Origin of the sequence: Bradyrhizobium sp. GCM10028915 (assembly GCF_042666195.1) — a bacterium.
GTDB classification, from domain to species: Bacteria; Pseudomonadota; Alphaproteobacteria; order Rhizobiales; family Xanthobacteraceae; genus Bradyrhizobium; species Bradyrhizobium canariense_D.
The window spans coordinates 118,790-140,255 of record NZ_JBHTFN010000034.1 but is presented as its reverse complement, the minus strand read 5'-3'; the positions used below and the strand labels follow the sequence as shown (position 1 = coordinate 140,255).

17 protein-coding genes, 4 pseudogenes and 1 riboswitch are annotated in these 21,466 nt (G+C 57.0%); of the genes and pseudogenes, 9 read left to right on the top strand and 12 right to left on the bottom strand.

Annotated features, from left to right (window positions below):
• Nucleotides 1–825 precede the first annotated feature (825 nt).
• Nucleotides 826–1,014, top strand: coding sequence for a hypothetical protein (locus ACFQX9_RS17295; RefSeq protein WP_377789745.1), 189 nt, complete (start codon nucleotides 826–828; stop codon nucleotides 1,012–1,014).
• Nucleotides 1,015–1,057: 43 nt separating this feature from the next.
• Here ACFQX9_RS17295 and ACFQX9_RS17290 read toward each other — a convergent pair whose 3' ends face one another.
• The 3 genes from ACFQX9_RS17290 to ACFQX9_RS17280 form a co-directional block, all read right to left on the bottom strand.
• Nucleotides 1,058–1,171: an FAD-dependent oxidoreductase gene (locus tag ACFQX9_RS17290; RefSeq protein WP_377789743.1), complete on the bottom strand. Its 114-nt coding sequence runs from the start codon at nucleotides 1,169–1,171 to the stop codon at nucleotides 1,058–1,060.
• Nucleotides 1,172–1,305: 134 nt separating this feature from the next.
• Nucleotides 1,306–1,405, bottom strand: a riboswitch (glycine riboswitch).
• A gap of 53 nt (nucleotides 1,406–1,458) precedes the next feature.
• A complete protein-coding gene (locus ACFQX9_RS17285; protein WP_377789742.1) occupies nucleotides 1,459–2,634 on the bottom strand; it encodes a trans-sulfuration enzyme family protein in 1,176 nt (391 codons plus the stop codon).
• 195 nt (nucleotides 2,635–2,829) lie between these two features.
• Nucleotides 2,830–3,198 (bottom strand): hypothetical protein, encoded by a 369-nt coding sequence (locus ACFQX9_RS17280; protein ID WP_377789740.1) that lies wholly within the window; start codon nucleotides 3,196–3,198, stop codon nucleotides 2,830–2,832.
• Between the two features lie 216 nt (nucleotides 3,199–3,414).
• Here ACFQX9_RS17280 and ACFQX9_RS17275 point away from each other — a divergent pair, with 216 nt between their 5' ends.
• The 6 genes from ACFQX9_RS17275 to ACFQX9_RS17250 all read left to right on the top strand — a co-directional run bounded on the left by ACFQX9_RS17275 (nucleotide 3,415) and on the right by ACFQX9_RS17250 (nucleotide 6,874).
• The gene (locus ACFQX9_RS17275) at nucleotides 3,415–3,984 is read left to right on the top strand and encodes a hypothetical protein (protein WP_377789738.1); all 570 of its coding nucleotides are present in this window, start codon (nucleotides 3,415–3,417) and stop codon (nucleotides 3,982–3,984) included.
• Nucleotides 3,985–4,007: 23 nt separating this feature from the next.
• Nucleotides 4,008–4,229, top strand: coding sequence for a hypothetical protein (locus tag ACFQX9_RS17270; protein ID WP_377789737.1), 222 nt, complete (start codon nucleotides 4,008–4,010; stop codon nucleotides 4,227–4,229).
• 33 nt (nucleotides 4,230–4,262) lie between these two features.
• Nucleotides 4,263–4,703, top strand: coding sequence for a M24 family metallopeptidase (locus tag ACFQX9_RS17265; RefSeq protein WP_377789735.1), 441 nt, complete (start codon nucleotides 4,263–4,265; stop codon nucleotides 4,701–4,703).
• A gap of 12 nt (nucleotides 4,704–4,715) precedes the next feature.
• On the top strand, nucleotides 4,716–5,729 hold the full coding sequence (locus ACFQX9_RS17260; protein WP_204513551.1) for a succinylglutamate desuccinylase/aspartoacylase family protein: 1,014 nt from the start codon (nucleotides 4,716–4,718) through the stop codon (nucleotides 5,727–5,729).
• Between the two features lie 388 nt (nucleotides 5,730–6,117).
• Nucleotides 6,118–6,528: a GntR family transcriptional regulator gene (locus ACFQX9_RS17255; protein WP_377789732.1), complete on the top strand. Its 411-nt coding sequence runs from the start codon at nucleotides 6,118–6,120 to the stop codon at nucleotides 6,526–6,528.
• Nucleotides 6,410–6,874: a UTRA domain-containing protein gene (locus tag ACFQX9_RS17250; RefSeq protein WP_377789730.1), complete on the top strand. Its 465-nt coding sequence runs from the start codon at nucleotides 6,410–6,412 to the stop codon at nucleotides 6,872–6,874. The genes ACFQX9_RS17255 and ACFQX9_RS17250 overlap by 119 nt, the downstream gene beginning before the upstream one ends.
• A gap of 751 nt (nucleotides 6,875–7,625) precedes the next feature.
• Here ACFQX9_RS17250 and ACFQX9_RS17245 read toward each other — a convergent pair.
• Nucleotides 7,626–8,460, bottom strand: a pseudogene (locus ACFQX9_RS17245) (isocitrate lyase/phosphoenolpyruvate mutase family protein).
• A 584-nt stretch (nucleotides 8,461–9,044) separates the two neighbouring features.
• Between ACFQX9_RS17245 and ACFQX9_RS17240 the strand changes: the two are divergent.
• Nucleotides 9,045–9,239 (top strand): annotated as a pseudogene (locus tag ACFQX9_RS17240) (response regulator transcription factor); the annotation flags it as partial.
• 614 nt (nucleotides 9,240–9,853) lie between these two features.
• Here ACFQX9_RS17240 and ACFQX9_RS17235 read toward each other — a convergent pair.
• Nucleotides 9,854–10,084: a hypothetical protein gene (locus tag ACFQX9_RS17235; protein WP_231189095.1), complete on the bottom strand. Its 231-nt coding sequence runs from the start codon at nucleotides 10,082–10,084 to the stop codon at nucleotides 9,854–9,856.
• Nucleotides 10,085–10,512: 428 nt separating this feature from the next.
• On the opposite strand from ACFQX9_RS17235, the pseudogene ACFQX9_RS17230 reads away from it, so the two are divergent.
• A pseudogene (locus ACFQX9_RS17230) lies at nucleotides 10,513–11,090 on the top strand (shikimate kinase); the annotation flags it as partial.
• A gap of 588 nt (nucleotides 11,091–11,678) precedes the next feature.
• Here the strand turns inward: ACFQX9_RS17230 and ACFQX9_RS17225 are convergent.
• The 7 genes and pseudogenes from ACFQX9_RS17225 to ACFQX9_RS17195 form a co-directional block, all read right to left on the bottom strand.
• Nucleotides 11,679–12,410, bottom strand: a pseudogene (locus ACFQX9_RS17225) (outer membrane protein).
• 217 nt (nucleotides 12,411–12,627) lie between these two features.
• Nucleotides 12,628–12,942: a hypothetical protein gene (locus ACFQX9_RS17220; protein ID WP_231189093.1), complete on the bottom strand. Its 315-nt coding sequence runs from the start codon at nucleotides 12,940–12,942 to the stop codon at nucleotides 12,628–12,630.
• A 637-nt stretch (nucleotides 12,943–13,579) separates the two neighbouring features.
• A complete protein-coding gene (locus tag ACFQX9_RS17215) occupies nucleotides 13,580–13,924 on the bottom strand; it encodes a hypothetical protein (protein WP_377789728.1) in 345 nt (114 codons plus the stop codon).
• 1,262 nt (nucleotides 13,925–15,186) lie between these two features.
• Entirely contained in the window at nucleotides 15,187–16,215 is a 1,029-nt protein-coding gene (locus tag ACFQX9_RS17210) for an LLM class flavin-dependent oxidoreductase (RefSeq protein WP_231189090.1), read from the bottom strand.
• Between the two features lie 217 nt (nucleotides 16,216–16,432).
• Nucleotides 16,433–17,509, bottom strand: a complete 1,077-nt coding sequence (gene hisC, locus ACFQX9_RS17205) for a histidinol-phosphate transaminase (protein ID WP_377789788.1) — start codon at nucleotides 17,507–17,509, stop codon at nucleotides 16,433–16,435.
• 665 nt (nucleotides 17,510–18,174) lie between these two features.
• Nucleotides 18,175–19,287, bottom strand: a complete 1,113-nt coding sequence (locus ACFQX9_RS17200; protein WP_377789726.1) for a branched-chain amino acid ABC transporter substrate-binding protein — start codon at nucleotides 19,285–19,287, stop codon at nucleotides 18,175–18,177.
• A 650-nt stretch (nucleotides 19,288–19,937) separates the two neighbouring features.
• The gene (locus ACFQX9_RS17195; RefSeq protein ID WP_377789724.1) at nucleotides 19,938–20,657 is read right to left on the bottom strand and encodes a MerR family transcriptional regulator; all 720 of its coding nucleotides are present in this window, start codon (nucleotides 20,655–20,657) and stop codon (nucleotides 19,938–19,940) included.
• Nucleotides 20,658–21,466: the final 809 nt, after the last annotated feature.

Genomic DNA, 21,466 nt, shown 5'->3' with positions numbered 1-21,466 from the left:
TCTTACGCATCGATTGTCTTTATTCTAACATCGACACGCCTGACCAGCATCGTATTGGACGGCGATGATTTCATAGAACGCTCTGTATCGCTCCTTGGAGAAACGCAAGCTCGAGCCATCTTGGTCCTTCCCTGTTACTGTTTTGCATAGTCGAGCCACTGACGTTCAAATTTCGGACCTCTGCCGAGAGCTTGTCGGTGCGACAATTGCGCCAAGTCCACAATCTGGAACAGCGAACCTGGCCAGGTGCGCGATGGTAGCGTGTTGTGGATCGGGTCGGGCGGGCGCTCAAGAACCGCGAGCGAATGGGTCTGAGCGACGGCTCGATCGCGCAAATCTCCTCAGGCGTCACCGCTCGGCGCTCGAGGCCACCCCTGGCCAGCAGTGCGGAAACCCGAGCTGCCGGGTCGAACTCGGCCTTGCTGTGACGGAAGCGCAGGATTCTTCTTTTCTCTCACACTCGACCGTGATCTCTTCATCCTGCGCCATCCGCATGGGATGAGTTCGCGCCCTTCGCGTGCTGTTGCGATTGTGTTCTCTTCGTATTTCGGATGGACGTAGCGAATTGCGCCATCCACGACATCTTGTGCCAAGACGGTGTCGGATTGACGAGAAGCAAGGCTCCCGCCGTGAACATCCACTTGATGTCCTTCAGTACCGTGGACCAGCTCTTCCAGACCTCGGCGTTCGAGGCAGAGAGCCGGCCACCGTTGGTGAAGGAAGTTTCCACCGCAGCGCAGGCGTCATGGCCGCATAAAGCTATTGCGATAGCGGTCCAGCCTCCGGTCCGATCCTGACCAGATCGAAACCGAGCGAACCAAAGCCGTGCAAGATTCCGTGCAGGCTGTTCTCAACGTCCAGCGGCTTGCTCTGCATCAGCTTGCGCGCCGTCAGCAGGGCTCGCACTTCCTGCGCGTCGATAACTTGCAGTGCACCGGCCGTAATCAGGCTAGCCGCATCAGCTGCGCGATGTTACGCGCGTCGTTGCGGTCCGACTTCACCGGCATCGTGTAAGGCATCGCTCACATGCGCGTCTCCAAAAGCTCGACTGCAAGGGCTAGCGGCCGAAGACTGTCGCCCGGCAGCCACGCCTGGCGAGGTGATAGGCCGTTGTGATGCCGGTAATTCCAGCGCCGATTACGGAAACGCAAAATGTATCGGGTGTGGTCATAGGTGTTACTTCCCGCCCACGGCGGGTGATTTGCCCCGCTCTGTCATTGGCCTAAGGGCTTCATCGCACCCACTCACTAGGGCTACGACTTTCACCATCGGCGCAGAACTGCCGTCCTGCTTTTCAGAGCTAAACCACGAAAAGCGGTACTTTCGTCTAAGCGTTTCCGGGGCGATTGCTCCGTCGGCGCCGTTTCAGCCTTGAAGCAGAAACGAACTCTCCCGCTGTTCCTGAGATTGCCCCGTCGATATCTCGAACGTTAAGCGTGGGTTACGTGCAGTTGCACATCAGCCCAAGAGAACATCCGACATTCTTTCAAGATCGCGCCAAAGTTCTTCAGCGCTTTCCAGACCAAGGCTCAATCGGATATAGCTTCGGTGCAATTGCGAGGGCATTGCCTGCCGCTCGCCTGCGACAGTCATGGGGGCGACAATGCTTCGCGTACCTCCCCAAGAAGCACCGATGACAAACGTCCTCAACTGGTCGAGAGCACGGTCAACTTTGCCGACATCGACGCCCTGCAGTAGAAGACTAAAAACACCGGAGCAGCCTGCGAAGTCACGCTGCCATAAGGCATGCCCAGAGAACGAAGGAAGAGATGGATGCAAGACCTTAAGACCTGACTTTTCCAAGCGATGCGCGAATAGCTCGCCAAGTGCGCCCGCGTGCCTTACCCGAAGAGCCATCGTTTGGATGCCCCGTAATGCCTGCGAGCAATCATCGGGGGATGTGCCCACCCCCAGAGCGCCCAAAGTGCTCCGAAAACGCGCATACAGATCAAGATCATCAAGAATGATCGCACCGAGAAGTAGGTCGGAGTGACCACCTGCATATTTAGTAAGCGCCTCGGCCACGATATCCACGCCCAGGCTTAGAGGTCTACACAGCAAACCAGTCGCCCATGTATTGTCGCATCCCAGAAGCGCGCCAGATCTTCTGCACCTCGCTGCGATGGCCGGGATATCGCAGATTTCCATCGTGGTTGAGCCCGGCGACTCAACCCAAACTAGCTTGGTTGCGCCAGGTCGGAACTTGGCGTCGAGGTCGGCGAGACGAGTCGGATCAAAGTACTCTGTATCGACTCCAAAGGACTGAAGGATTGTCCGCGCGAATAGCTTCACCGGAGGATAGACATTGTCGGCGATCAACAAGTGCTCGCCATGGTTCACCAGGCCGAGCATAACGGATGTTATCGCGCACTGCCCCGACGGCACGATGATAGATCGGCTTGCGGAATGAATTGCCGCCAGCTGGTTCTCCAACGTCCGGGTTGTTGGAGTTCCAGAGAGGCCATAGGTATAGCCATCCGGCGACCGTGTCGCACGCGCGCGATAGGCCGCTGCGTTTGGGAAAACAATCGTTGAAGCTCGATAAAGCGGTACCGAGAGACTAGCAAACCCTTCGAGCGACGCGGGGGGCGGATCGACGCACAGGGTTTCGTTGTTGTTCGAGCTGATGTCCATGGGGCCTAATCAAGCGCTTCTACTTTTCTGCGCGGACCTATCGCGATACGTACCACCCGAAGAGGGCCGGCCGGCATCGTATGAACTGCCCGCGAGCGGCAGGTCTGGAGGACTATTTGGGTAGTTAACGATAGTCGATTCGACAAAGCTATTTCGCTGTAGCAGGCGTTGCATCACGCTCAGGGAAGTCGTAGCTCATGATCGTTCTTGCAACAAAGCCTTCACGATTTTTCTGAGCGAGGCATTGATCTCGATCAAGTCACGGAGTTCTTTGTCCTCAGGTCGAAACGCAAACCACGGACGCGTTGCGTTGATCTGAGCCAGCGCTTCGTCAAGTCCAGAGAACGCGATCAACCGAAGCGAAGTTGCACCATTTCCCGGTGTCGAGATTCGATACAGCGCCACGCTAGGTAAGGTAAGCATGCCACGCGCTTCATGTGACAGAGTCTGAGCGTTATCCATCACGATCATGCCTATGTGCGCTTTTGTGCCAATGCCTCCATCGCCTTCATATGATGCTTTTGACCACCGCCGGGGCGCATCTGCGTCCTTGGTTGCAACCATTGGGTCCCTTTTTAGAATCTTCTGCAGCGCTAGAACGATTGGTAGGCGCTTGCGTCGGGCAGATTCGCTGCGCCACTTTGGGCGAGTATATCTGGTATGTCGGCTCTGAGGAAGCCGGCTGACATAGCAGTATATCACGTATGATGTTAGCCGCCGCAGCTTCAAACCTTGGCAGAACCGCCCTCACACCGGCCAGTCGCCTGCGAAGTCGACCTCATGCAAATCAAATTAAGCGATGGAGAACAACATGGCATTGCCTCCACCTGCCTGGGTGAAGCGGAGGTCATTGCCCGCCTGTGCGCCAACATAGCAGATGCAAATGTCGATGCCGTGATTCTGACGTCATGGCAGAATCGTGATTATTACTCTTGGTTCAGAACGCTATTCTGGACTCTGGATACCAGGCCGCTGTTAGCGATTGCGCGACGTGATCGCGCCAGGATTGCAATAATCATTAGCAGCTCGGAAGAGCGCAATGCGCAAGCATGGCCGAACCGCCATGTTCAGCCCATGTATCATCATGGCTACACCGAAGTCGCAGTATCCGCCGCAGGCGAGTTTCTGAATGATCTCTCGGCCGGTGCTGCTGTTCGATTTGACTATGGACCCAACATGTTTAGGCGCGGACCGATCGCACTGATCGATTACTTGAGGGCGGCGCAGCGCAAGTGTAGGCTATCGCACCAGGCCGACCTCATCTGGCAGCAGCGGCTCGTCAAAAGTCAGCACGAGCTGGCCACCAAACGTCAGGCCCGTCGCATAGCAACGGCGAGCTTTTTTTGCTAGTTTCGGCCGATCTGCGCCCCGACATGGATGAATATGAGTTCGGCCAATTGCTCAAGCAGCGAATGATCGCGCTGGGGGCCGATAGCGTCGACCGGCTTCCAGTTCGCTTTGATCCCGCAGGAAAGAGTTACGAACAACCGAACTACAATGTTCCATTGGCCCCCGGCAACTTCATCTGGGTTGATATAGGCGCACGCCGTGCTGATCAGATCAGTGATCTGGATCGGGTCGCGAAAGATCAGTAAGGCAACGCCAGAGCAGGAAGACCTGACGGGTTCGTGAGAGGCGTGACAATTCGATTAGCAGAGAAGGTAAGGCCTGGGATGACCGGCGCCATGGTCTATCGTCCCTTTGAGGAACTCTGGTCGGAGCGCAACCAGTCTCGCCTGACGGCGGCGCGTCGTGTTGGCCACGGCTCAGGTAACGCGTTAACGGAACTGCCATCATTGATGGCCGGCTCGAACGAGATCATTCTGGAAGACATGGTCCTGCATCTTGAACGCAAGCTTGAGATGACGGGCGGCGTGTATCAGACCGAAGAAGTCTTTCGAGCTACCGAAAGTCGTCCTGAATTTCTGAGCGAGATCGCGCCCGAGCGATTGCCCAGTCGATCTGTAAAATCTATATCAAGCCCGCATGGTCCCGCCGTAGTCGTCGACCTGCAAGCGAAGAAAATTTCGTTGCGTGAGCCGAGCGATGACAGCCAGATCGCTTACTGAACAGGGTTAACAATGAAAAGCCGCGTGTGGAGCAAGATCGATTTTTCGGCAACTGGAATGCAGGCGGACTATGCCCGCGTCCCATATTCGTCCGACATATCCGCCTACGGCTGGATACCTGTTCCCATACTCTGTTTCAACGGCGGTAGCGGACCAACCGCTCTATTGACAGCAGGAACGCACGGCGACGAGTACGAGGGCCAAATCGCGCTACGCAATCTCGCACGGGAGTTGTCTTCAAGCGCAAATCTGCGCGGTCGAATCATTATCCTTCCTGCTCTGAATTGGCCTGCCGTTAGCGCTGGTCGCCGGAATTCTCCACTCGACGGCGGTAACCTCAATCGTGAGTTTCCGGGCCACGCAAATGGTGGGCCAACCGCAATGATCGCCCACTATGTGACGTCAGAACTTTTTCCTCTGGCGGATGTGGTCCTTGATCTTCACTCCGGAGGCCGGTCGCTGGACTATTTGCCGGTCGCGCTCGCCCGCTCCGGCCGGAACGACGCTGAGGCTGCCGCGATTTTGCGGCTTCTGAAAAGCTTTGACGCACCATTTGGGGCGATTACCCATGGCGCGGGTGCAGGTGCCGGGTCAACTCTCTACGCCGCTGCTGAGCAACACGGAATTCCTGCTCTGACGACTGAGCTGGGTTTCGGGGCCACTCTCTCACAACGTGGGCTGCGGATCGCTGAGCGTGGCCTGAGACGGGTTCTGCACGATTATGAAATTCTTCCGGCTATGGACCGCATCGAGCCCAGCTCGTCCGTGATTCTCAAATATCAAAGCCCGCACAACTCCATCTACGCGCCTTGCGACGGCCTGTTCGAGCCATTTGCCAAACCGGCCGATGAAGTCAAGGCGAACCAGCCGGCGGGACGGGTCTATCCATTAGGTGATGTTGCTGCCGAACCGGCCGAACTGAAGTTTCCTGCCTCTGGTGTCGTTGCTTACCGACGCTTTCCGACTTTGGCTCACACGGGGGATGCGCTTTTTGGTCTAATGTCGTTGATGGAGGATGTCGCTTGATACTCGCGCTCGGTGGCCATGCCACGCTGTCCTCCAGCGAACTCCCTATCATGCGCTTCAACGGAGCATGATCCGCCAGAGTTCAAGGCCGGTTCCGAAGTCACGCTGGGACCAAAAACGGAAAGCGGTGACCATCATTTCATACATCTCAAACCAAGCAAGATTTCGTCTTTGTATCCTGGAGATTGCTACTAAGGCCCAATTCCAGCTGCCGTAACGCAATTCAATGCAGCACGTTGACAGAAAATGCCAAGCATAAGGTATGCCATCGCCCTGGGCTACGTGTTCGCAATCAAGGCGCCTCGCTGACGATCGAGATTGCTAGGGACAGTTCCACTAGCCGCAATCGGAATGCGAATACGTTCGGCCAGAGGGAGATCGGAACGAAATGTCGACAGCACCTTCTCGTCTCCGTCCCAGCTCATCGCTTCACATCACGGTAGGCAAGGAGATTCTGAAGCGCATCTCCAATGAGACTTATCAGCCGGATGCTCCAATTCCGTCCACTGCTATGCTTGGAGAGGAATTCGGAGTCAGCCTCATCACGATTAAACGGGCGCTTCGCGACCTCCAAGCTGCTGGCGTGACCCATCTCTGTTGCGGAGAAGGGCACAACGTCAAGAAGCAGGCCGGAATTCTGCGCACGCTAGATTTACGGCTCCCTCCTTTGAGGGACGACAATGAAATTGCTTTCAGAGAGGATTTCAGACCCGGTTATGCTTACCTTCCGCCCGCCGAGGGAAGCGATGCTGTGCGTCCGCAAGACGATATTTATCGACGATATGCCGTTCTTGTATGACTCGACCTATCTGTCTACAGATGTGGACGGTGAGATCGTAGACGAGTTTGCTGAGCAATTTGTCGCTCAAGCGCTGCGCCGTCACAGCATTCTTGTGACAAATACTGATCTTATCATTGATGCCGCTCCCGCCACCGGTCAGTTCGAAGAACTATTCGGAGTCCCAACTGGATATCCCATTCTTCGACGGTGTTACAAGTTCAGTACGGATACTGCAGATGATTCGGTCTATGGTCTTCTCCAGGCGCCATTCGAGCGTCTTTCCTGTTCTGTCAATTTTCCAGCGCGTGGACGCGCCTCGCGCGCAGCGGGACCGCGCGTCAATGCTTCACGGCCTCGTTCCTAGCACGCCCAAGCACTCGATGAAAATTTGTAGTTTGTTAAGCTCGCGCACAATGGCAAAACGCGATGCGTGAGCTGCGGCAGCACATCTAACCACACAGCTCATGCGCGTCAATTCTTCCACAAGGTACCCATCCGGTGAAGCTTTCAATTACTCACAAATTCTCCTCCAACAATGGCGCCCGGCGCGATATCGGTGAGGCGTGACGGCCCGCGCCACATGACGGTATTGACAGGCCGCGGTTCGCTGGCGCGGGGGAGATAACCGCCAGGAGGGCGATCTTGATAGATCCCGTTATGTAGCGCGTTGTGCAGGATGGCAGTGCCATGGATTTGGGCTAGCGGTTTCGAGTTTAGATCCGTAAGCGGTCGCAGTCGAGAGCCAACTGGCAGCGGCGAGAATGAGAGCATGCTTGGGAGCTTTCAGAGGCATTTCATTCGCCTTCTTCATCCCGCGTTCGCCTCGCAAGCATCGTGACCGCCTCTGTTCAGTGCTAAGTGCCGAGTCTTGTCCGACCATCCCAGAAATTTGAGGGGTGGGTGTGAATGGCGAGCAACGCATACACCTGAATCAGCCGCCGTGTGAGCTTCCTTCAGCGTCAGGGGCAGATGTTTACCGATGTTCCGGAGCTGTCCCCGGATGTTAGGTCGCGGGCCTTGCTGGCTGATACTGGAGCGACACCGACGAGAGGCTTAGGGGCGCATCGGCCGGTTTTGAAGAAAGGAACTTTAGGTGCCAACCCTGCTGACATGGACTAACTGGGCTGCAGATATTGTTTTTCGGCCGCGGCGAATTCGTCATACCCCAGAAGCTCGAACAATGCGCTGAGCGGTGCGATATGGGATTCAATGCCCGCAATGCCCTCCTGCGCTGCGATACTGTCGCAGACGCGCCGCATTGCAGCTGCCGCAGCTCGCAATGAGTGATTGGCCCAGACGACCGTGGAGATTCCCGCCTCACGAGAGGTCGAGGCGTTCAATAGTATGTCGTCGGAACAATCACAACAGGTAGCCGGTTCCGCCACTCGCTGACAAACGAAGCATCTCGTCCGCGGTACTCTTTCGCGAATGAATCAAGATTGCGTCGGCATCGGCATGAGCACGCAAGACGGCTTCGTTCAATCCATGGCCGGCGATCAGCGCTTCGATCCTAACCACGAGAACAAGGTTTTCAGCGACCGTATCCTTCACAGCCCGCAGACGACCGGAGAATTCGTCGACATTAGCCAGCGTATGCCGCTCTCCAATGAGCGAGTTCATCTTGGAAAGCAGCTGTCCTCGAGCGAGCCACCCTGACGGAGTTTGCGTGCCAAGAGGCGCTCAGTGTTGAAATTACCGACCCCCCCGTCGCCGTCAACGAGCCACAGGTAGCTCGGTCGAATCCACTATTCGTTCGACGCTCTCGACGAGCTGGGTCCATGAAGCTTCATTGGCATCGCGATAGCCGAGCGAGCTAGCAATCGACAAACCAGATCCTGACCGCTGAGCGATTGTGGCGGCCAGGCCGTCATGCGCTTCCATCAGAAACGAGAGCTCGCCATCCGAGCAGACCTGGCACGAAGCATTTCGACAGGCGACGGCCGAGTGCATTGATGACCTGCGTTGGGCCGGGCGGATTGTGGTTGGTACTTCATAAGAAGTCCTGGAGGCCGAGCTTCGGTTGGCGCAAGCCCCACTGCTCATACCGTTTTGTTGTGATGCCGATCAATGACCAGCGTTGGTAGTTGATTGGACGTGAAAGCTTGCATTATCGCCATAGGGTGGCGCCGAACAGCGGGGCTGTTGTGGTGGGTGGATCGGAGCCGACACGTTGGAAGGAAAGCTTTAGTGCAAATGAAGGATCTCGGCTCGCGAGCCGGGTGCTACGGCCTTCACAGAGCATTCACCCTTTGCGGGAGGAACGCTTGACCAAAGGGTGATGTCTAGCTCACGCAGATGTTCAGCAAATATCGACCTGCTACGGTTGTCTCAAATACTGCAGTTGCGTTTTCGACATATGTCGCAATCCCGTCCATAGGGCTGCAGTTGGATTGCAGTCTCCGGAGAAGTGAACCGGCAATCTCCCAAGATCTTGTCCTGCCGCGAGAGTTTGCGGTGCCACTGACTGGTATGGCATTTGCTGATCTCGATCCACGTCCTCTCGGCTTCAGGAGAAACTCATGGCGGATGTGCAAGAGGTTGCGCTGTCGGAACGGGAAAAACAGTGCTTGCTATGGATCGAGGAGGGGAAGTCATCCTGGGCCATCGGAGTCATCCTGAAAGTAAGCGAGAACACCGTCAACTTTCATGTCAAAAATGCAATGCGAAAGCTGCAAACGACCAGCCGTACGCAGTGCGTCGTCAAGGCACGGCGTCTGCGTCTTATTTGAAGTAACGGCCGCGCTTCCGTTCCCGCTGACGCAGATCTGTCGAAATGTAAGGGGCGACTGTGGGTTGCTCCGGCGAAATGCGCAGCGAATTACGCGCCCGCAGCTAGCTTAATGAACTACCTTTTCGCGGACCACCAATGCGAAGATTGCGATGATCTAGCGGCTCAAATCATAAGCTAAATATGTTTGCGGCGGACGCCGCGAATCTGAGTGTTTCTGAGTATCGCTGCGAACGAGATGGCGCTACGCCCGCGAACGCATTCCACCTCAAGATAGCCCGATGCAGATGAAACTGACTAGTTCTTTAACTTGTGCGCTATGCTTGCGTAATGAAATGTGTGCCAGATGGAACAGTCGATGGTGCGTCCTTCTCTCATCTTGGGTCGTCGCAGTCGAATCAGGACGGCTGATGTTCAGGTTTATAACGATGTGGCGCTCATCGAGCGGAAGCACGATTGGCCGATGATTGCCGACGATAGAACCTGCAGCGGGAAGCCTGTGGGCTGCCTAATTGAAGGTTGAAGTGCGCACACTCAATAACATCGATTAGCGAGTGCCCGGCTCCGACGGGTCAGCGGATGCAGAAGGGCGGTCAATCCTTCGTGTTCTGCAGTTCACGGGCTGGGAATATCGAGCTCGATCTCACGCGCCACTTCGATGATGTTCTCTGGTTGGCGTCCGTTCTTGAAGAGAGCGTATTTCAGAGCTTCGGCGCGGTTGATAAAAAGCCCGCCAAACGCGCCCCGTTTTTCGCGGGCAATCCAGTTACCAGCCCGATTTTTGCCGACAAAAACAATGGGCGGAGCGCAGTCACTTGAACGGGTATCGAGGACCTGAATCACCATGCCCCTTCGCTGGGTGACAGCTCACATTCATGTGGAACAACCCATAGCGGAGGTGCTCCGGCTCAAGCGACTGTCGACTTGTCTTGCTACTCACATCGCAGCACTCGAAACCAGCATCAGCGACTTCAAAGTTCGGCTATTGGCCGCCAATCGGCTGTGGCCGTGGTTGGGCGGCAAGTATTCATCGACCTGGAAGGAATAGCTCAAACGGGAACGGAGTTCTACTATCAGTTCTGAGAAGAGGAAAGGGGGTCCGCGAGGTGCGCTGTCCGAGCGCGCCGAGAGCGAAAAGTATCCTGTGGGCGCTGTTGATTTAGGGGGCAGACGATTCGGTCGATGGCTTCGTTACGCCCATCCAGCGATCCTGCTCGGGCAGAACGCGGGACCGGTTGTCAGCGTGCCCGCTAATCGCCCGACCGCATTGCGTGGCTGAACGGACCATTGATGCGCTGGACTCATTCATGACGCATGATGCGGCGAGGATCCGGGCTCAACATCCTGCATCCGTCTTCGACGTGCGTCAGGTTCTGCAAACCATGGATCACGAGCCCAGGCCGCCGCAGAGTGAGGCAGCTACCAGCCGTTGACATGCAGGGGCGGCGAGTGGCAACGGAGCCGGAGACGCGATATTCGATTTCTCATCGACTGACCTCGGGGGTCTTGCCCGTAGTCGCGGTGCAATTCCCGGCAAAGCCGAGCGCGTTCATGTTGGCGCGTACGCTTGCCGTCGAAGGTGTGCCATATCGCATGGATCTGTCCGGCGGAAGCAAGTTAAAAGCGCCAAAGCCAACTCTGTCGCAAATCGCAGCGACCGGTCCGGGCGAGCCTGGGCCCTATAACTCCCGGGGGAAAGCCCCTGGCGATACCTTATTCCGAAACCGCTCCCGGCACCGCGTTCGAGCAGCTATCCCGCGCCTGGGCCCCGCTCAAAGAGGCATATTATTACACTCAGCGCAGAGCGTTCGCGGCGCCACCTGCACTCAGTGATCTCAGCCCTCACGACTACGGTTTCGTAGTGCTGCCCCATGCGGCCCGCCAGCGTGCGTAATCCACGCAGGGCCAAATAGATATCATCTGGCCCACCAATCTCCCCGAAGTGAAGTGATCTGCAGCGCAAGCGTCATCATTGGCGCGTAGCCCGACCCCTCGAGCCCGTGCTGCTGCCCGCTCAAGGATGGGCGCGCATGCAACTGGTCAAGACATGCACGCTGGATGTTCCTCTTGCCCTCAATCTGGCTGCCCAATCGCGCGGGAAACTCAACTATGCGCACGATTCCCCTATTCTGCGGACGCGCTCTTTACGGGTTAGTCCCTGTGAACCTGAGGTCGAGTGGACCCCAGAGCAAAAGAGGCCCGCTCAGCGCCACGTTGCCAAATCGAACAGCAGCTTCGGAAGGTACGGGCCTCATCTGCCGGGTTCGTCACCCTCGCGTAAGTGAGGGGGGCGGAGATTGCGATGACTAGCGCAGGGGAACGGCTTTCTCAGCAAGCGCGGTCTCCCGGAATGCTGTGTGCCTCCTGTACACTAGGCCAACAGGTCAAAAAAAGCCCCGGCCATGGGCCGGGGCTTTCGATCCGCCGATTGAACGGTAGATCAATATTTGAGAAGAATCGGACGGCCGAACTTGTAATTGAGCCGTGCAGTCAAAAGATCCAAATCTTGGCGGACGCGGTCGACCCCACCAGCGGGCTCGGTGAAGCTGACCATGGCAGGCCGCATGAACAGGTGTGCGTACTCGGACCCAACCGACCAATTCGGTGCGAAGCCGTACTCGATACCGGCTGCCAACGCGCCGCCCCAAAGAACGTGCTTGCTTTCTCCACCCGGCTCGCCCGTCGTCCAGATGATTCGAAACGTGTTGCTCGTCACCGCGGCGCCGCTTTGGCCTAAAGCAGTACGTTGTCGAAGCCATAACCGATCTGCCCCTTTACCAGGCCGAACGCATCAATCTTGGTCTGGTTGATATCCAAAAAAGCAGCGCTGGGATTCCAGCCGGTCAAATCAGCCCAGTTCCCCTGGCCTTCAAGACCAAGCACGATCGGGCCCATCTGCCATCGATAGCGATCTGGCCACCCACGCTTCCGCCGGTCGCATCATGACAGCCCTCAGGCTTGCCGCCATCGGAATCCCAGCAATTCGAGCTTGAGGCCAAGCCGCCGTTCATACCGACGTTGTAGCCGCTCCAGTCGTAGATTGCAGCCGCGACGGCCGCGGGGCATTGGTGTAGAGAGGCTTGGCCGGCAGTCCAGTCAGATCTGCACCGAATGCCGGCACCAACGCGCCAAACGCCACAATGCTTCCAATCGCAAGCAATAAGTTCTTCATTTCAACTCTCTTGTCTTGGCGCCCCCAGCCTCGTGCGTCTTAACAACGTCGGTGAGAATTGCTGTAACTGCATCCTAACCTTAGCGCCTAATGGAATGTTCGAACCGAACGCTGGGTCAGGTTGCGGCTTTTCAGATCATCTCCAACGACGCCGCAGTGCTCACTCGCGTGCGAACACAGTGACGCTCAGGTGTGGACGAAAACCCGGCTGCTGATTTCAGCGGATGAAGCGCACCGCAAGCCAGATGACCCCCAGCCAAACCGCAACCGAGAAGAGCAAAGCGCTTTGCAGCGTCCTTGCGCGTATCCTGTGGCGCCATGTAAGGAGCTGCGATGAGCAACCGGTGAAGCGACGACCGCGTACAACAGCTATTACTTCATCGTAATCTGTGAACCGGAAGTGAGAGCGATGCTTGCGAATATACGCCAGCCGCTCGGTGGGTGAGAGGCACTGTGCCCACACCTCCCATGCCTCATTATCAAAACACGCGCTATTTTCGATTACTTCGGCGAGGCGCTCGTCAGGCTTCATGATGCATCCGCTGTACTGACCATCGCAAGTAGAGTTCTAGGCAGGAAGCCGCACCTTCGAAACCTCTCAGTTTAGGTAGGCGAGTTCAGCAAATCGAACTGGGCAAGGAACTATTGGTCACGGTGAGCTCAACGTTGATCCTGATGCGAGATCAAAGCGACGTCGGGCGAGCGTTCTGGATCTCTCTTCTCTTAGCCTGACACAGCTCTGCAGATCACTAGCGGAGCAGTCCACACGCGGTGATCGTTGCAGGAAAGGAAACTCCTGATGGCGATCGATGTGGTCTGGTCAGAGTGGTGCACTTGTCTCGACGGCATCGTCCCACGCGCTGGCGCAACTGTCGTCACGCGCTGTTTGCGGGTCGGCAGGCTGCCAGCCGGCCGCATTGAAGTGCAAGGGGACCGCACTCATCCTCTGAGACCGAGGGCCGGAATTACGAGCGATGGTGCCGGAGAAGGTGCCGTAGCCATCTTTCCAGGCCTTGCCTACTGATGGAACAATCTGTGATAAGAAAGACGTTGGCTTACATGCATCGCTTGGCAGTCTCGAAAAAATGGAGGCGATGTCTTCTTGTCGCCGGTTTGAGTAGGTTAACCTAGCCCTTTCGCGGCAAGCGCTCGATGGAGCGGAGCATGCGTCAATGCATCTTGCGATGAGCGCTGGAGAGACCGATTTCGCTACGAGCATGCGGAGTGCGGTGCGGTTCGCTGGACATGAACATTTTCATTGCAGAGCCGAGCGATCTGTATGCGCGGTCGCGGGCCGCCTGCGGCAAATCGGGAGTTTCATCAATTGCAGCGCGCGCGTCGCCCACGATCTTGTCCTTTGCGGCAAGAAGCTTTGCGTCTAACATTATGTGAAGCGTCTCTCGAACATCAGGTGGGATCGAGCTGTCGCCGTCGATCATTTCTCTAAGTTTCCAAAACATACGCTCGACCGCTACCATCGACCCGAGGACTGACATCAGTCTTGGTGACATCATCGGCTATCTCCTTCTGCAGCCAGGTTCTGGCGCGCATCCCAGCGAAATCAGATTTGTTCCGTTTGACACCGGTGCGCGAGCCGAGGCCCGAATAGGCGAAATGACCTGGATACATTTGCCGCTGCTACGGGTGTGAGACGGACGTTCGAGTTATGATCAGGGAAACTCGCAGCTGTGCGACTTGCGAGCAAAGCATCTCTCTTCCTATGCTCTAGGCCGTAAGCGTGCGGTGGCTCACGTTCAAAACCGAGATGGAGCGTGTGCGCCGCGTTCCATTTGCTACAAGACTTGCTGCAGCCGGGTGGAACGTTTGGTGGCACGCGTCCGTGCTCTTTCGCTTGTTCACTCGGATCGCTCTGTTGACAAGACCGAATCGACTGAGTGATCCCGGTCACGTAAAGATGGTCATCCGATGTGCAAGTGCTCGGGGCGCCGACGCGTTTTGTGATTGCGTAGGCCATCGAAATCGAGCCTCGCGGTCTTACGTCGGTGTGTTGGTCGTGCGCCACGTTCACCTCGATGAATCTCTTGATTTTCCATTGGCTGTCGCGTCGAGCCCAGAGGAGATACCAACGTGAACGCACAAATCATTTCCATGTGCCGCTTCCGTATCTTGATCCATTCTCTCTTACTGTCCTCGTCACTGCACGGCTATGCTGTGCAAACCGTGCATTTCACCCACCAGCGACCACCGCGTTTCTCCGCACGCAACTTGCCGCGGCGGATCCGAGAGAGCACGGCTTCGGGACTTATGTGATTCGTCGCCGCGAACCGCTGAACAGTGAGGTAGTCATCATCGAGAGGTGGCGGGGTGCTAATGCCGTGCGCAGCCAGCAGAATGCGCAGCGAAGCCAACTCCGCCAGCACGATCTCGAGCTTACGCGCGATCTCCTCCGTCCGGTCGGAGCGCCGCCGGCACTGCGTCACGACAGGCCCAACCGGGCGATAGGGCACACCCTGGAATTGTGTGAAATGCGATCGACCAACTGGCGCGCCAAAGCGGGATCAGCGTGAGCCAACTCACCTGTCCATGCCGGCCACTGTTCGGTCGATACCAACGCACGCAAAATTAGAGTCAGGGCATTTACTGCCGTTAAGCGCCCTGTTTGGTAATGTAGTCGAACGGATCGCATGCGCGTAATGGCCATTTGAACGATAAGAGCAGCCTGACCGATGCATTCGGCTGCGGTACTCACTGGCCTGGCTGTCGCCATTTATTGCCGGGTCAAGGGCGAACTTATTGGACCGCTGTCGGGTCACCGTCAGCGATCTGCCGCTATGAGCTCGGAGTGAATGGCATTTGCGGTGTTGAGGCAGGCATCCAGTGACAGAGATCCGAAGGCGAGCTGGCAAAGGAGATAGTTGATGCCTGCCTCTTCGACCTGATCGAGAAGAGTTTGGCGCACCGAAGCGCGCGTTCCGACAACGCACAGTTCACTCTCAATTGCGGCATCCAAGGTCAGGGGCAGGTTGGACGGAGGCGGGATGTCATTGAGCTCGTACAGGAATTTAAAGCTTTTGAGCCATGTTTCGTAGGCAGGCGCGGCGAGGGAACGGGCCGCTGCTTCAGAGCTGGCAATCACGATCATGCGGAGCAACGCGAGAAATGGCGCTGAGCTGTTGGCGTCGCCCGTGACGTTTCGATTAGCGCGATAGACATCGGTGATCTTGCGAACGGCAGAAGAGGGGCCCATGCAGGCAAGATTGGCGCCATTTGCCGCCGCCCAGCGGGCGGATTCCGGCCGATTTGTTGCAATCCATGTCGGGGGACAAGGACGCTGGTGAGGTGAAAGCGTCAAAGGGACGTCGCTCAGCGCAAAATGCCGCCCTTCGTATGTGAGCGGGCCGCCATTCATCGCGCCAACGAAGATTTGAGAAGCTTCCTCGTAACGGCTCGAGGCGACATCGGCTCCAACGCCAAAATAGCTCAGTTCGATCGGCAGAGAGCCGCGACCAAGGCCGACCTCAACCCTGCCGCCGCTCAGGTGATCCAACATGCAGATCTCCTCGAATGCACGCAGCGGGTGATAGAGGTTGAGCAGCATGACCAAAGGACCGACGCGAAGTCGCCGTGTGCGTTGTATGACGCTTGACAGAAACAAATTCGGCGACGGACCCAGTCCATGTGGAGTGCAATGATGCTCCGCCAGATGATAGGCATAGAAACCGAGCCGGTCGTAGGCCTCCGCCAGGGTAAGGCGGTCAGCGTATTGCCGGGTGATATCGCGGCCGTCCTCGTCAAGATGGTCAAAGATGCCGCAGGTCAGGTTCGAGGGAACAACGTTTCTCACTCAGTTATCTCCTATATAGAGAGGACCGGAGTCCGCCGGGTTTCGGGAGTGCAAGAGGTGCTCGCTGGTAATGCGCTTTATTACTGCGAAGTCGTTCACAACGGGGCGTAATGCGGCGAATGGAGAAAAACTGACTCAGGGCTGCGTCGCGAAGCCGCATGATGTGTGGGACCGGATCGATTACGACGGAGATCTATGACATGAGTGGAAGGGACCACTAGCCACGACATCCCACTTTCCTAAGAATGCTGCCGACGGCCGCAAGAAACGCATCCATCTGGCGCTTTGTACCGATGCTAACCCGAATGCACTCTTCCAGGCCGGCATCCGGAAAGAAGGCAACAAGGACTCTCTGGTCTTGCAACGCCGCCTGCCACCATCTGCCACCCTGGCCTAACGGCACACGGGCGAGGAGGAAGTTCGCGTGCGAAGGCGTTACGCAGAATCCAACGTCTGCGAGGGCGGCCGTTACACGTTGACGCTCAAGCCTGACGTGGCGATGGTTCTCCTCATAGGCGTCCCGATGCGCAAGGATGCTCATGCCCACCGCGTGAGCGACCACATTCATGTTGAAAACGTTCTGGATGTTGCGAAGCCGCCCAATCAGCTCGGGATGGCCGAAACCGAAGCCCACGCGAATGCCAGCGGCCGAATAACTCTTGGAAAATGTGCGCAGGACCAGAAGATTCGAATGGCGCTCAACAAGGCGTAGGCCGTCCTCAGGTGCGAAATCGACGTAAGCTTCGTCCAATACGATCAATCGGTCAGATCGTGTAACGAGGCGTTCGATCTCAGCGAGCGGAACAAAGGTTCCGGTCGGATTATTCGGATTGGCCAGCAGAATGAACTTTGCATGTTTAGCCGGACCGACAAGCAGCTGGTCCATCGGCAAGCAGTCAGGTGCTGACCAGGGAATTTCTATAAAGCGGGCCCCTTGCAACATGGCAAGCTTGAGATTGAAGGAAAAACCCGGCGACATCATTGCGACCTCGTCGCCCGGGGCAAGAAAGGCTCTGTAAATCAGGCTGAGGAGTTCAGACGATCCATTGCCAGCGATCACGCGATCAGTTGCAATGCCATACGCAGCTGCGGCCGCTTGCCTCAAGCTGAGATTGTCGTCTTCTGGGTAGCGGTATTGCAGCTCAAGAGCTGCAATTGCGCTTCGCATCACGATGTCTGGCAAAGGAAATGGGTTCTCATTCGTGTTCAGTTTCACGCAATTGTTGTCGGTGGTGGGACGCCCCGACGGTAGAGCATCCAGTTCGCGAGCGACCGGCGAGAGCGAGGAAATCATAGTCTGCAGCTTTGCATCCAAAGTGGCGTTCTCCCTTGTTGTCGACGAGAATAGTTGAGGGCGTTCGGCGAGCGTACGTGGTGCGTGCGCCATGTGCGGACCCGATAAGCGCGCGAATGAGAGTATTGGCGGGTAGACTTGGATCTAAGGGATGTACCGGATCAGACTCCGTCTCAAGGTCCGCTAGTGATCAGCACGGATCAGGCGCCGCACGGCGTTATCTGAACGAATATCTGTTTCTAGGAGGGGGATGGAACGCTACGTCGACTCGATCAAACGGCGCAGCTAACGATTGGCTTGAACTCGCGCCATCCGCAGACGGACTGCGCCTGACTGCCATCGTTTCACGACGCAGGTTCCTTCTAAACAGGCCCTGACGGCGTACTCCCGAGAGCGAGGCGCGCACCCATTTCAGCAGCTGAAAGAATGCATCGATATTCGTCGGCCTTGCGAATGTGAAAATGATCTTCACTGCAGTGGCACCAGGCGAATGGGAACGTACTCTTCGGGCGGCCCTGCGGGCGCGCACGATAGCTGTGATAGCATTGCTGCGAGGGTGAGAAATGCTGCGACTGCGGCGACCGCGAGGCACATGAGCAGCGCGCAATCGCTGAGTCGAGGATGATTCATCAACCGAACGCTCCGTGGGGTGTTGGCACAGGCGGTCAGTTCTGCTCGACCGGTTCGACGGTGTTGTCGCGCCAGCGGTAAACGATGAAGCCAGGAACGGCATTGTCTCCTTTGGAGTCGAATCGTACAGTGCCGATAGCCGTTTCGATTGACTCCGAGCGGAGGGCCGCAGCGACCCGCGTGGCATCTAAGGTGCCGGCCCGTTTGACCGAGTTTGCCCATGCTTGCACCGCGGCATAAGCGTAGAGCGTGTAGCCTGCGTCAGATAGGCTCGAACCCTGTAGCTTGGCGACAACAGCTGCCCCTGCAGCATTCTTCGTAGGGTCCGGCATAAAGGTAAAGAGCGTGCCGTTCACGGCGTCGCCGGCAATGGCCAAGAAGTCGGTTGTCATCAGCGGATCGTTGGCGATCACGCTCAGGCGTGCGCCCGCCTCCGCAGCTTGACGCACGATAAGGCCGATCTCGTTGTAATAGCCGCCGATATAGACGAGCTGGATTCCCTCTCTCTTCAGTCGCGAAACGAGAGCGGTGTAATCCTTCTCGCCGGCAACATAGCTTTGTCGAACGGGCTGCTCGCCAGCCGCACGAAGGCGCGATTCAACGATATCGGCGATGCCTTTGCCTGCTGTACTCTTGTCGTCGAGGACTGCGAGCTTTGCGCCTCGGTGATTCCGCACGATGTATTCGGCGGCAACCCTGCCTTGCTGGTCATCGCGACCGCAAATCCGAAACAGGGTGTTTAGGCCACGCTCTGTCAGACGGGGATTAGTCGACCCAGGCGAAATCTGAATTACCTCGGCTTCGGCGTATATGTCTGAAGCCGGAATCGACGAAGATGAACAGAAGTGACCAACGACGAGCTTGATCCCGTCACTTGTCAGGCGATTGGCAACAGCGACGGCCTGCTTGGGATCGCATGCATCGTCCGCGATCCTCAATATGAGCCTTGTGTCAGGCAGCAGACCCGATGCATTTATCGAATCCACAGCTGCGGCCGCTCCATCGCGTATCTGCGCGCCGAGCGCCGCAGTGCTTCCCGTCATTGGACCGGCTATGGCAATGTAAACATCTTTTGACCTGGCGCTCGAGCTCAGGGCCAAAGAAACGAGCGCAGCAGCTGCAAGCCTGTGAACGCGAAGGACCGACATGTAGGGCTCCCGATGTCTCGCGCTAAGACTTGGTCTGCTTCGCCTCCTGGATGACGGCGACCAACAGTCCGGCGCAATAATGTTTGAGTCGAACTCAGGTGGGTACGAATGGGCTCAGCTTGTTGCCAGGTTGCGCATAACCATCGGGGCGGGCACGGACGAATGGACGTCCGAAACTAGTCAGGAGAAGTGGTCGTCTAGGGCTGACAGCACCAATATCGAACATCCCGCCGATACCCGGTACTCGCGCCAATCTTCCGTGCTCGACAGACGTGTGCCGAGGAGACGCTTGGACGGCGCGGACGATCATCGAGCGACGTGTTCTCGTGGAGAACTCTCACCGAGAACGTCCGAAACTGATGCCGGTCATTGGAGTCTCCCTTAATTTAGCCGACGCTCTGTCCGTCGCCTCGCCGCTGCGTCGATGCTCTCAGAAGGTACAATGTGACGCTACGTACGAATCAAGTACTTTGAAGCGGGCTCGTCGAGTTGATTGCCAAGATCCGCAGAGCGAAACACCAATAGAGTGGGGACAACGCAGATTTGGAGGCGAACTGCTAGGGACCAAACGATCCTGGCTCAGACAAGGATCACCATGAGCTCATTGGGTTTGGCGACATTCCAGTGGGAGGGCGTGGCGACGGGTGCGCTCAACTCTTGCCCAGCAGGTCCTCTAGCGCGGCGAGGGCGAGATCGAGGTATCGCATGAGGCTCGCATCCCAGCCGGCGAGATTGTGTGGTTCGGTCAATCGCGTCAGCACCTTAAGTATCATCGAGACAGTCGAATCAACTCCTGCGATCTCAGTCAGTAGCGAACGGGCCTGACGCGCGATTGCATTTGCCCGCTCGCAGCACGGAGGCTCACCCTGGTCCATGCAGCTTCGCAGCTCGTCCCGAATCTTTCGCCACCGATCTTCGCGGCTAGCGTTAGAGGCGCACGTGCAGATGGCAGAGGGGGCACGCTCCTCAATCCGCGACATGGCGTCTAGCGTCGCCGGCAGCTCGTCGACACTGACTTCTGTCTCACCTTGCGTCGTCATAGTGCGCAATCGATCCCGTAATAATGTCGCGCGCGCGACTTGAAGCTCAATCCGCTCCAGATGGTTTCGCAACAGGTCCGTGAGAGATGTCCGCCCCTCGATCGCCTTGCGGATCTCAGGAAGCGAGAAGCCGAGCTCACGTAGAGCGCGAATCTGGGAGACGCGTTGTAGGCTTTCCCGATCGTACATGCGGTGACCGCCACAGGTACGTTCCGACACCGTCAATAACCCGGTATGTTCGTAATGATGCAGAGTGCGTACGGTTACACCGGTCGCCTCTGCAAGTTCTCCAATGCGCCATCGGCGCCGTCGTGGTATCGCGTTTGTCATGATCCTCAATTTGCAAGCCTACAACCTGACGTCACGTGAGAATCAAGTTATTTCAATGATCTAGATGATGCGTCTCTTGCTGCAGGCCCCAGAAGGTTAGAGTGCATGCCGGTGCTCAAGCGGCCGAGACAAGTGCAAGCATCAAGTGCGCGAGCGACGCCAATTCGTCCCTCGCTGCGCGTTGCATCAAAAGTCCGGCGATTGCCACGCGATTCTCGCTGGTTCGCATGCATGCCGGTAAAGACGCGATCGCTTGATCGAAAAGCCTTCCCAAGCTCGCGAGATCATCCGGATCGTAGACTCCGCTCGGCTTATCCAACAGAAACCTCCTTTGATGATTGCACTCGCGCCGCACGTGAAGAAGCCGTTTGGCTGTGGTGGGGCAATAAGGAGGCGGAGCGGCGACGTGCGTGAAAGAATGTGACAGGTGCGTCCACGTGATGCCGTTGTGCAACATGGCGTTTGCTTCCTCTGCCCGACAGTGCGCTAGCCCAAAGTGTGTAATATCTCCTCGATCCTGCAGCAGCGCTGGCTATTCTGCGGCCTGATCATCAGGAAAGCGAAGCATGTGCGTCGCAACCCGCTGAGACACGGCCTCCCGAAACGGCGACCCCAGACACCGCACTGATCTGACCAGATGCTCTCTTTCAGTCGCAGTCCTTGCTGTGACGTCTATTACCTAGGCGCGCGGTGCGGTTGATTGGGTTGATTATCGTAGATCAGTCGCACGATCACGTACGCGGCGCGGCGGCCGGCTCGGCGCCTAACAGCTTTTTCGACCGTCGGCTAGTCCTGTTGTGTTGGCACTG

Excerpts from the sequence above, each read along its gene's own strand:
- ACFQX9_RS17290 (WP_377789743.1), bottom strand. The coding sequence starts at position 1,171 with ATGACCACACCCGATACATTTTGCGTTTCCGTAATCGGCGCTGGAATT.
- ACFQX9_RS17285 (WP_377789742.1), bottom strand. The coding sequence starts at position 2,634 with ATGGACATCAGCTCGAACAACAACGAAACCCTGTGCGTCGATCCGCCC.
- ACFQX9_RS17280 (WP_377789740.1), bottom strand. The coding sequence starts at position 3,198 with ATGGTTGCAACCAAGGACGCAGATGCGCCCCGGCGGTGGTCAAAAGCA.
- ACFQX9_RS17275 (WP_377789738.1), top strand. The coding sequence starts at position 3,415 with ATGCAAATCAAATTAAGCGATGGAGAACAACATGGCATTGCCTCCACC.
- ACFQX9_RS17270 (WP_377789737.1), top strand. The coding sequence starts at position 4,008 with ATGGATGAATATGAGTTCGGCCAATTGCTCAAGCAGCGAATGATCGCG.
- ACFQX9_RS17260 (WP_204513551.1), top strand. The coding sequence starts at position 4,716 with ATGAAAAGCCGCGTGTGGAGCAAGATCGATTTTTCGGCAACTGGAATG.
- ACFQX9_RS17255 (WP_377789732.1), top strand. The coding sequence starts at position 6,118 with ATGTCGACAGCACCTTCTCGTCTCCGTCCCAGCTCATCGCTTCACATC.
- ACFQX9_RS17250 (WP_377789730.1), top strand. The coding sequence starts at position 6,410 with ATGAAATTGCTTTCAGAGAGGATTTCAGACCCGGTTATGCTTACCTTC.
- ACFQX9_RS17235 (WP_231189095.1), bottom strand. The coding sequence starts at position 10,084 with ATGGTGATTCAGGTCCTCGATACCCGTTCAAGTGACTGCGCTCCGCCC.
- ACFQX9_RS17220 (WP_231189093.1), bottom strand. The coding sequence starts at position 12,942 with ATGAAGCCTGACGAGCGCCTCGCCGAAGTAATCGAAAATAGCGCGTGT.
- ACFQX9_RS17215 (WP_377789728.1), bottom strand. The coding sequence starts at position 13,924 with ATGATGTCACCAAGACTGATGTCAGTCCTCGGGTCGATGGTAGCGGTC.
- hisC (WP_377789788.1), bottom strand. The coding sequence starts at position 17,509 with ATGATTTCCTCGCTCTCGCCGGTCGCTCGCGAACTGGATGCTCTACCG.
- ACFQX9_RS17200 (WP_377789726.1), bottom strand. The coding sequence starts at position 19,287 with ATGTCGGTCCTTCGCGTTCACAGGCTTGCAGCTGCTGCGCTCGTTTCT.
- ACFQX9_RS17195 (WP_377789724.1), bottom strand. The coding sequence starts at position 20,657 with ATGACAAACGCGATACCACGACGGCGCCGATGGCGCATTGGAGAACTT.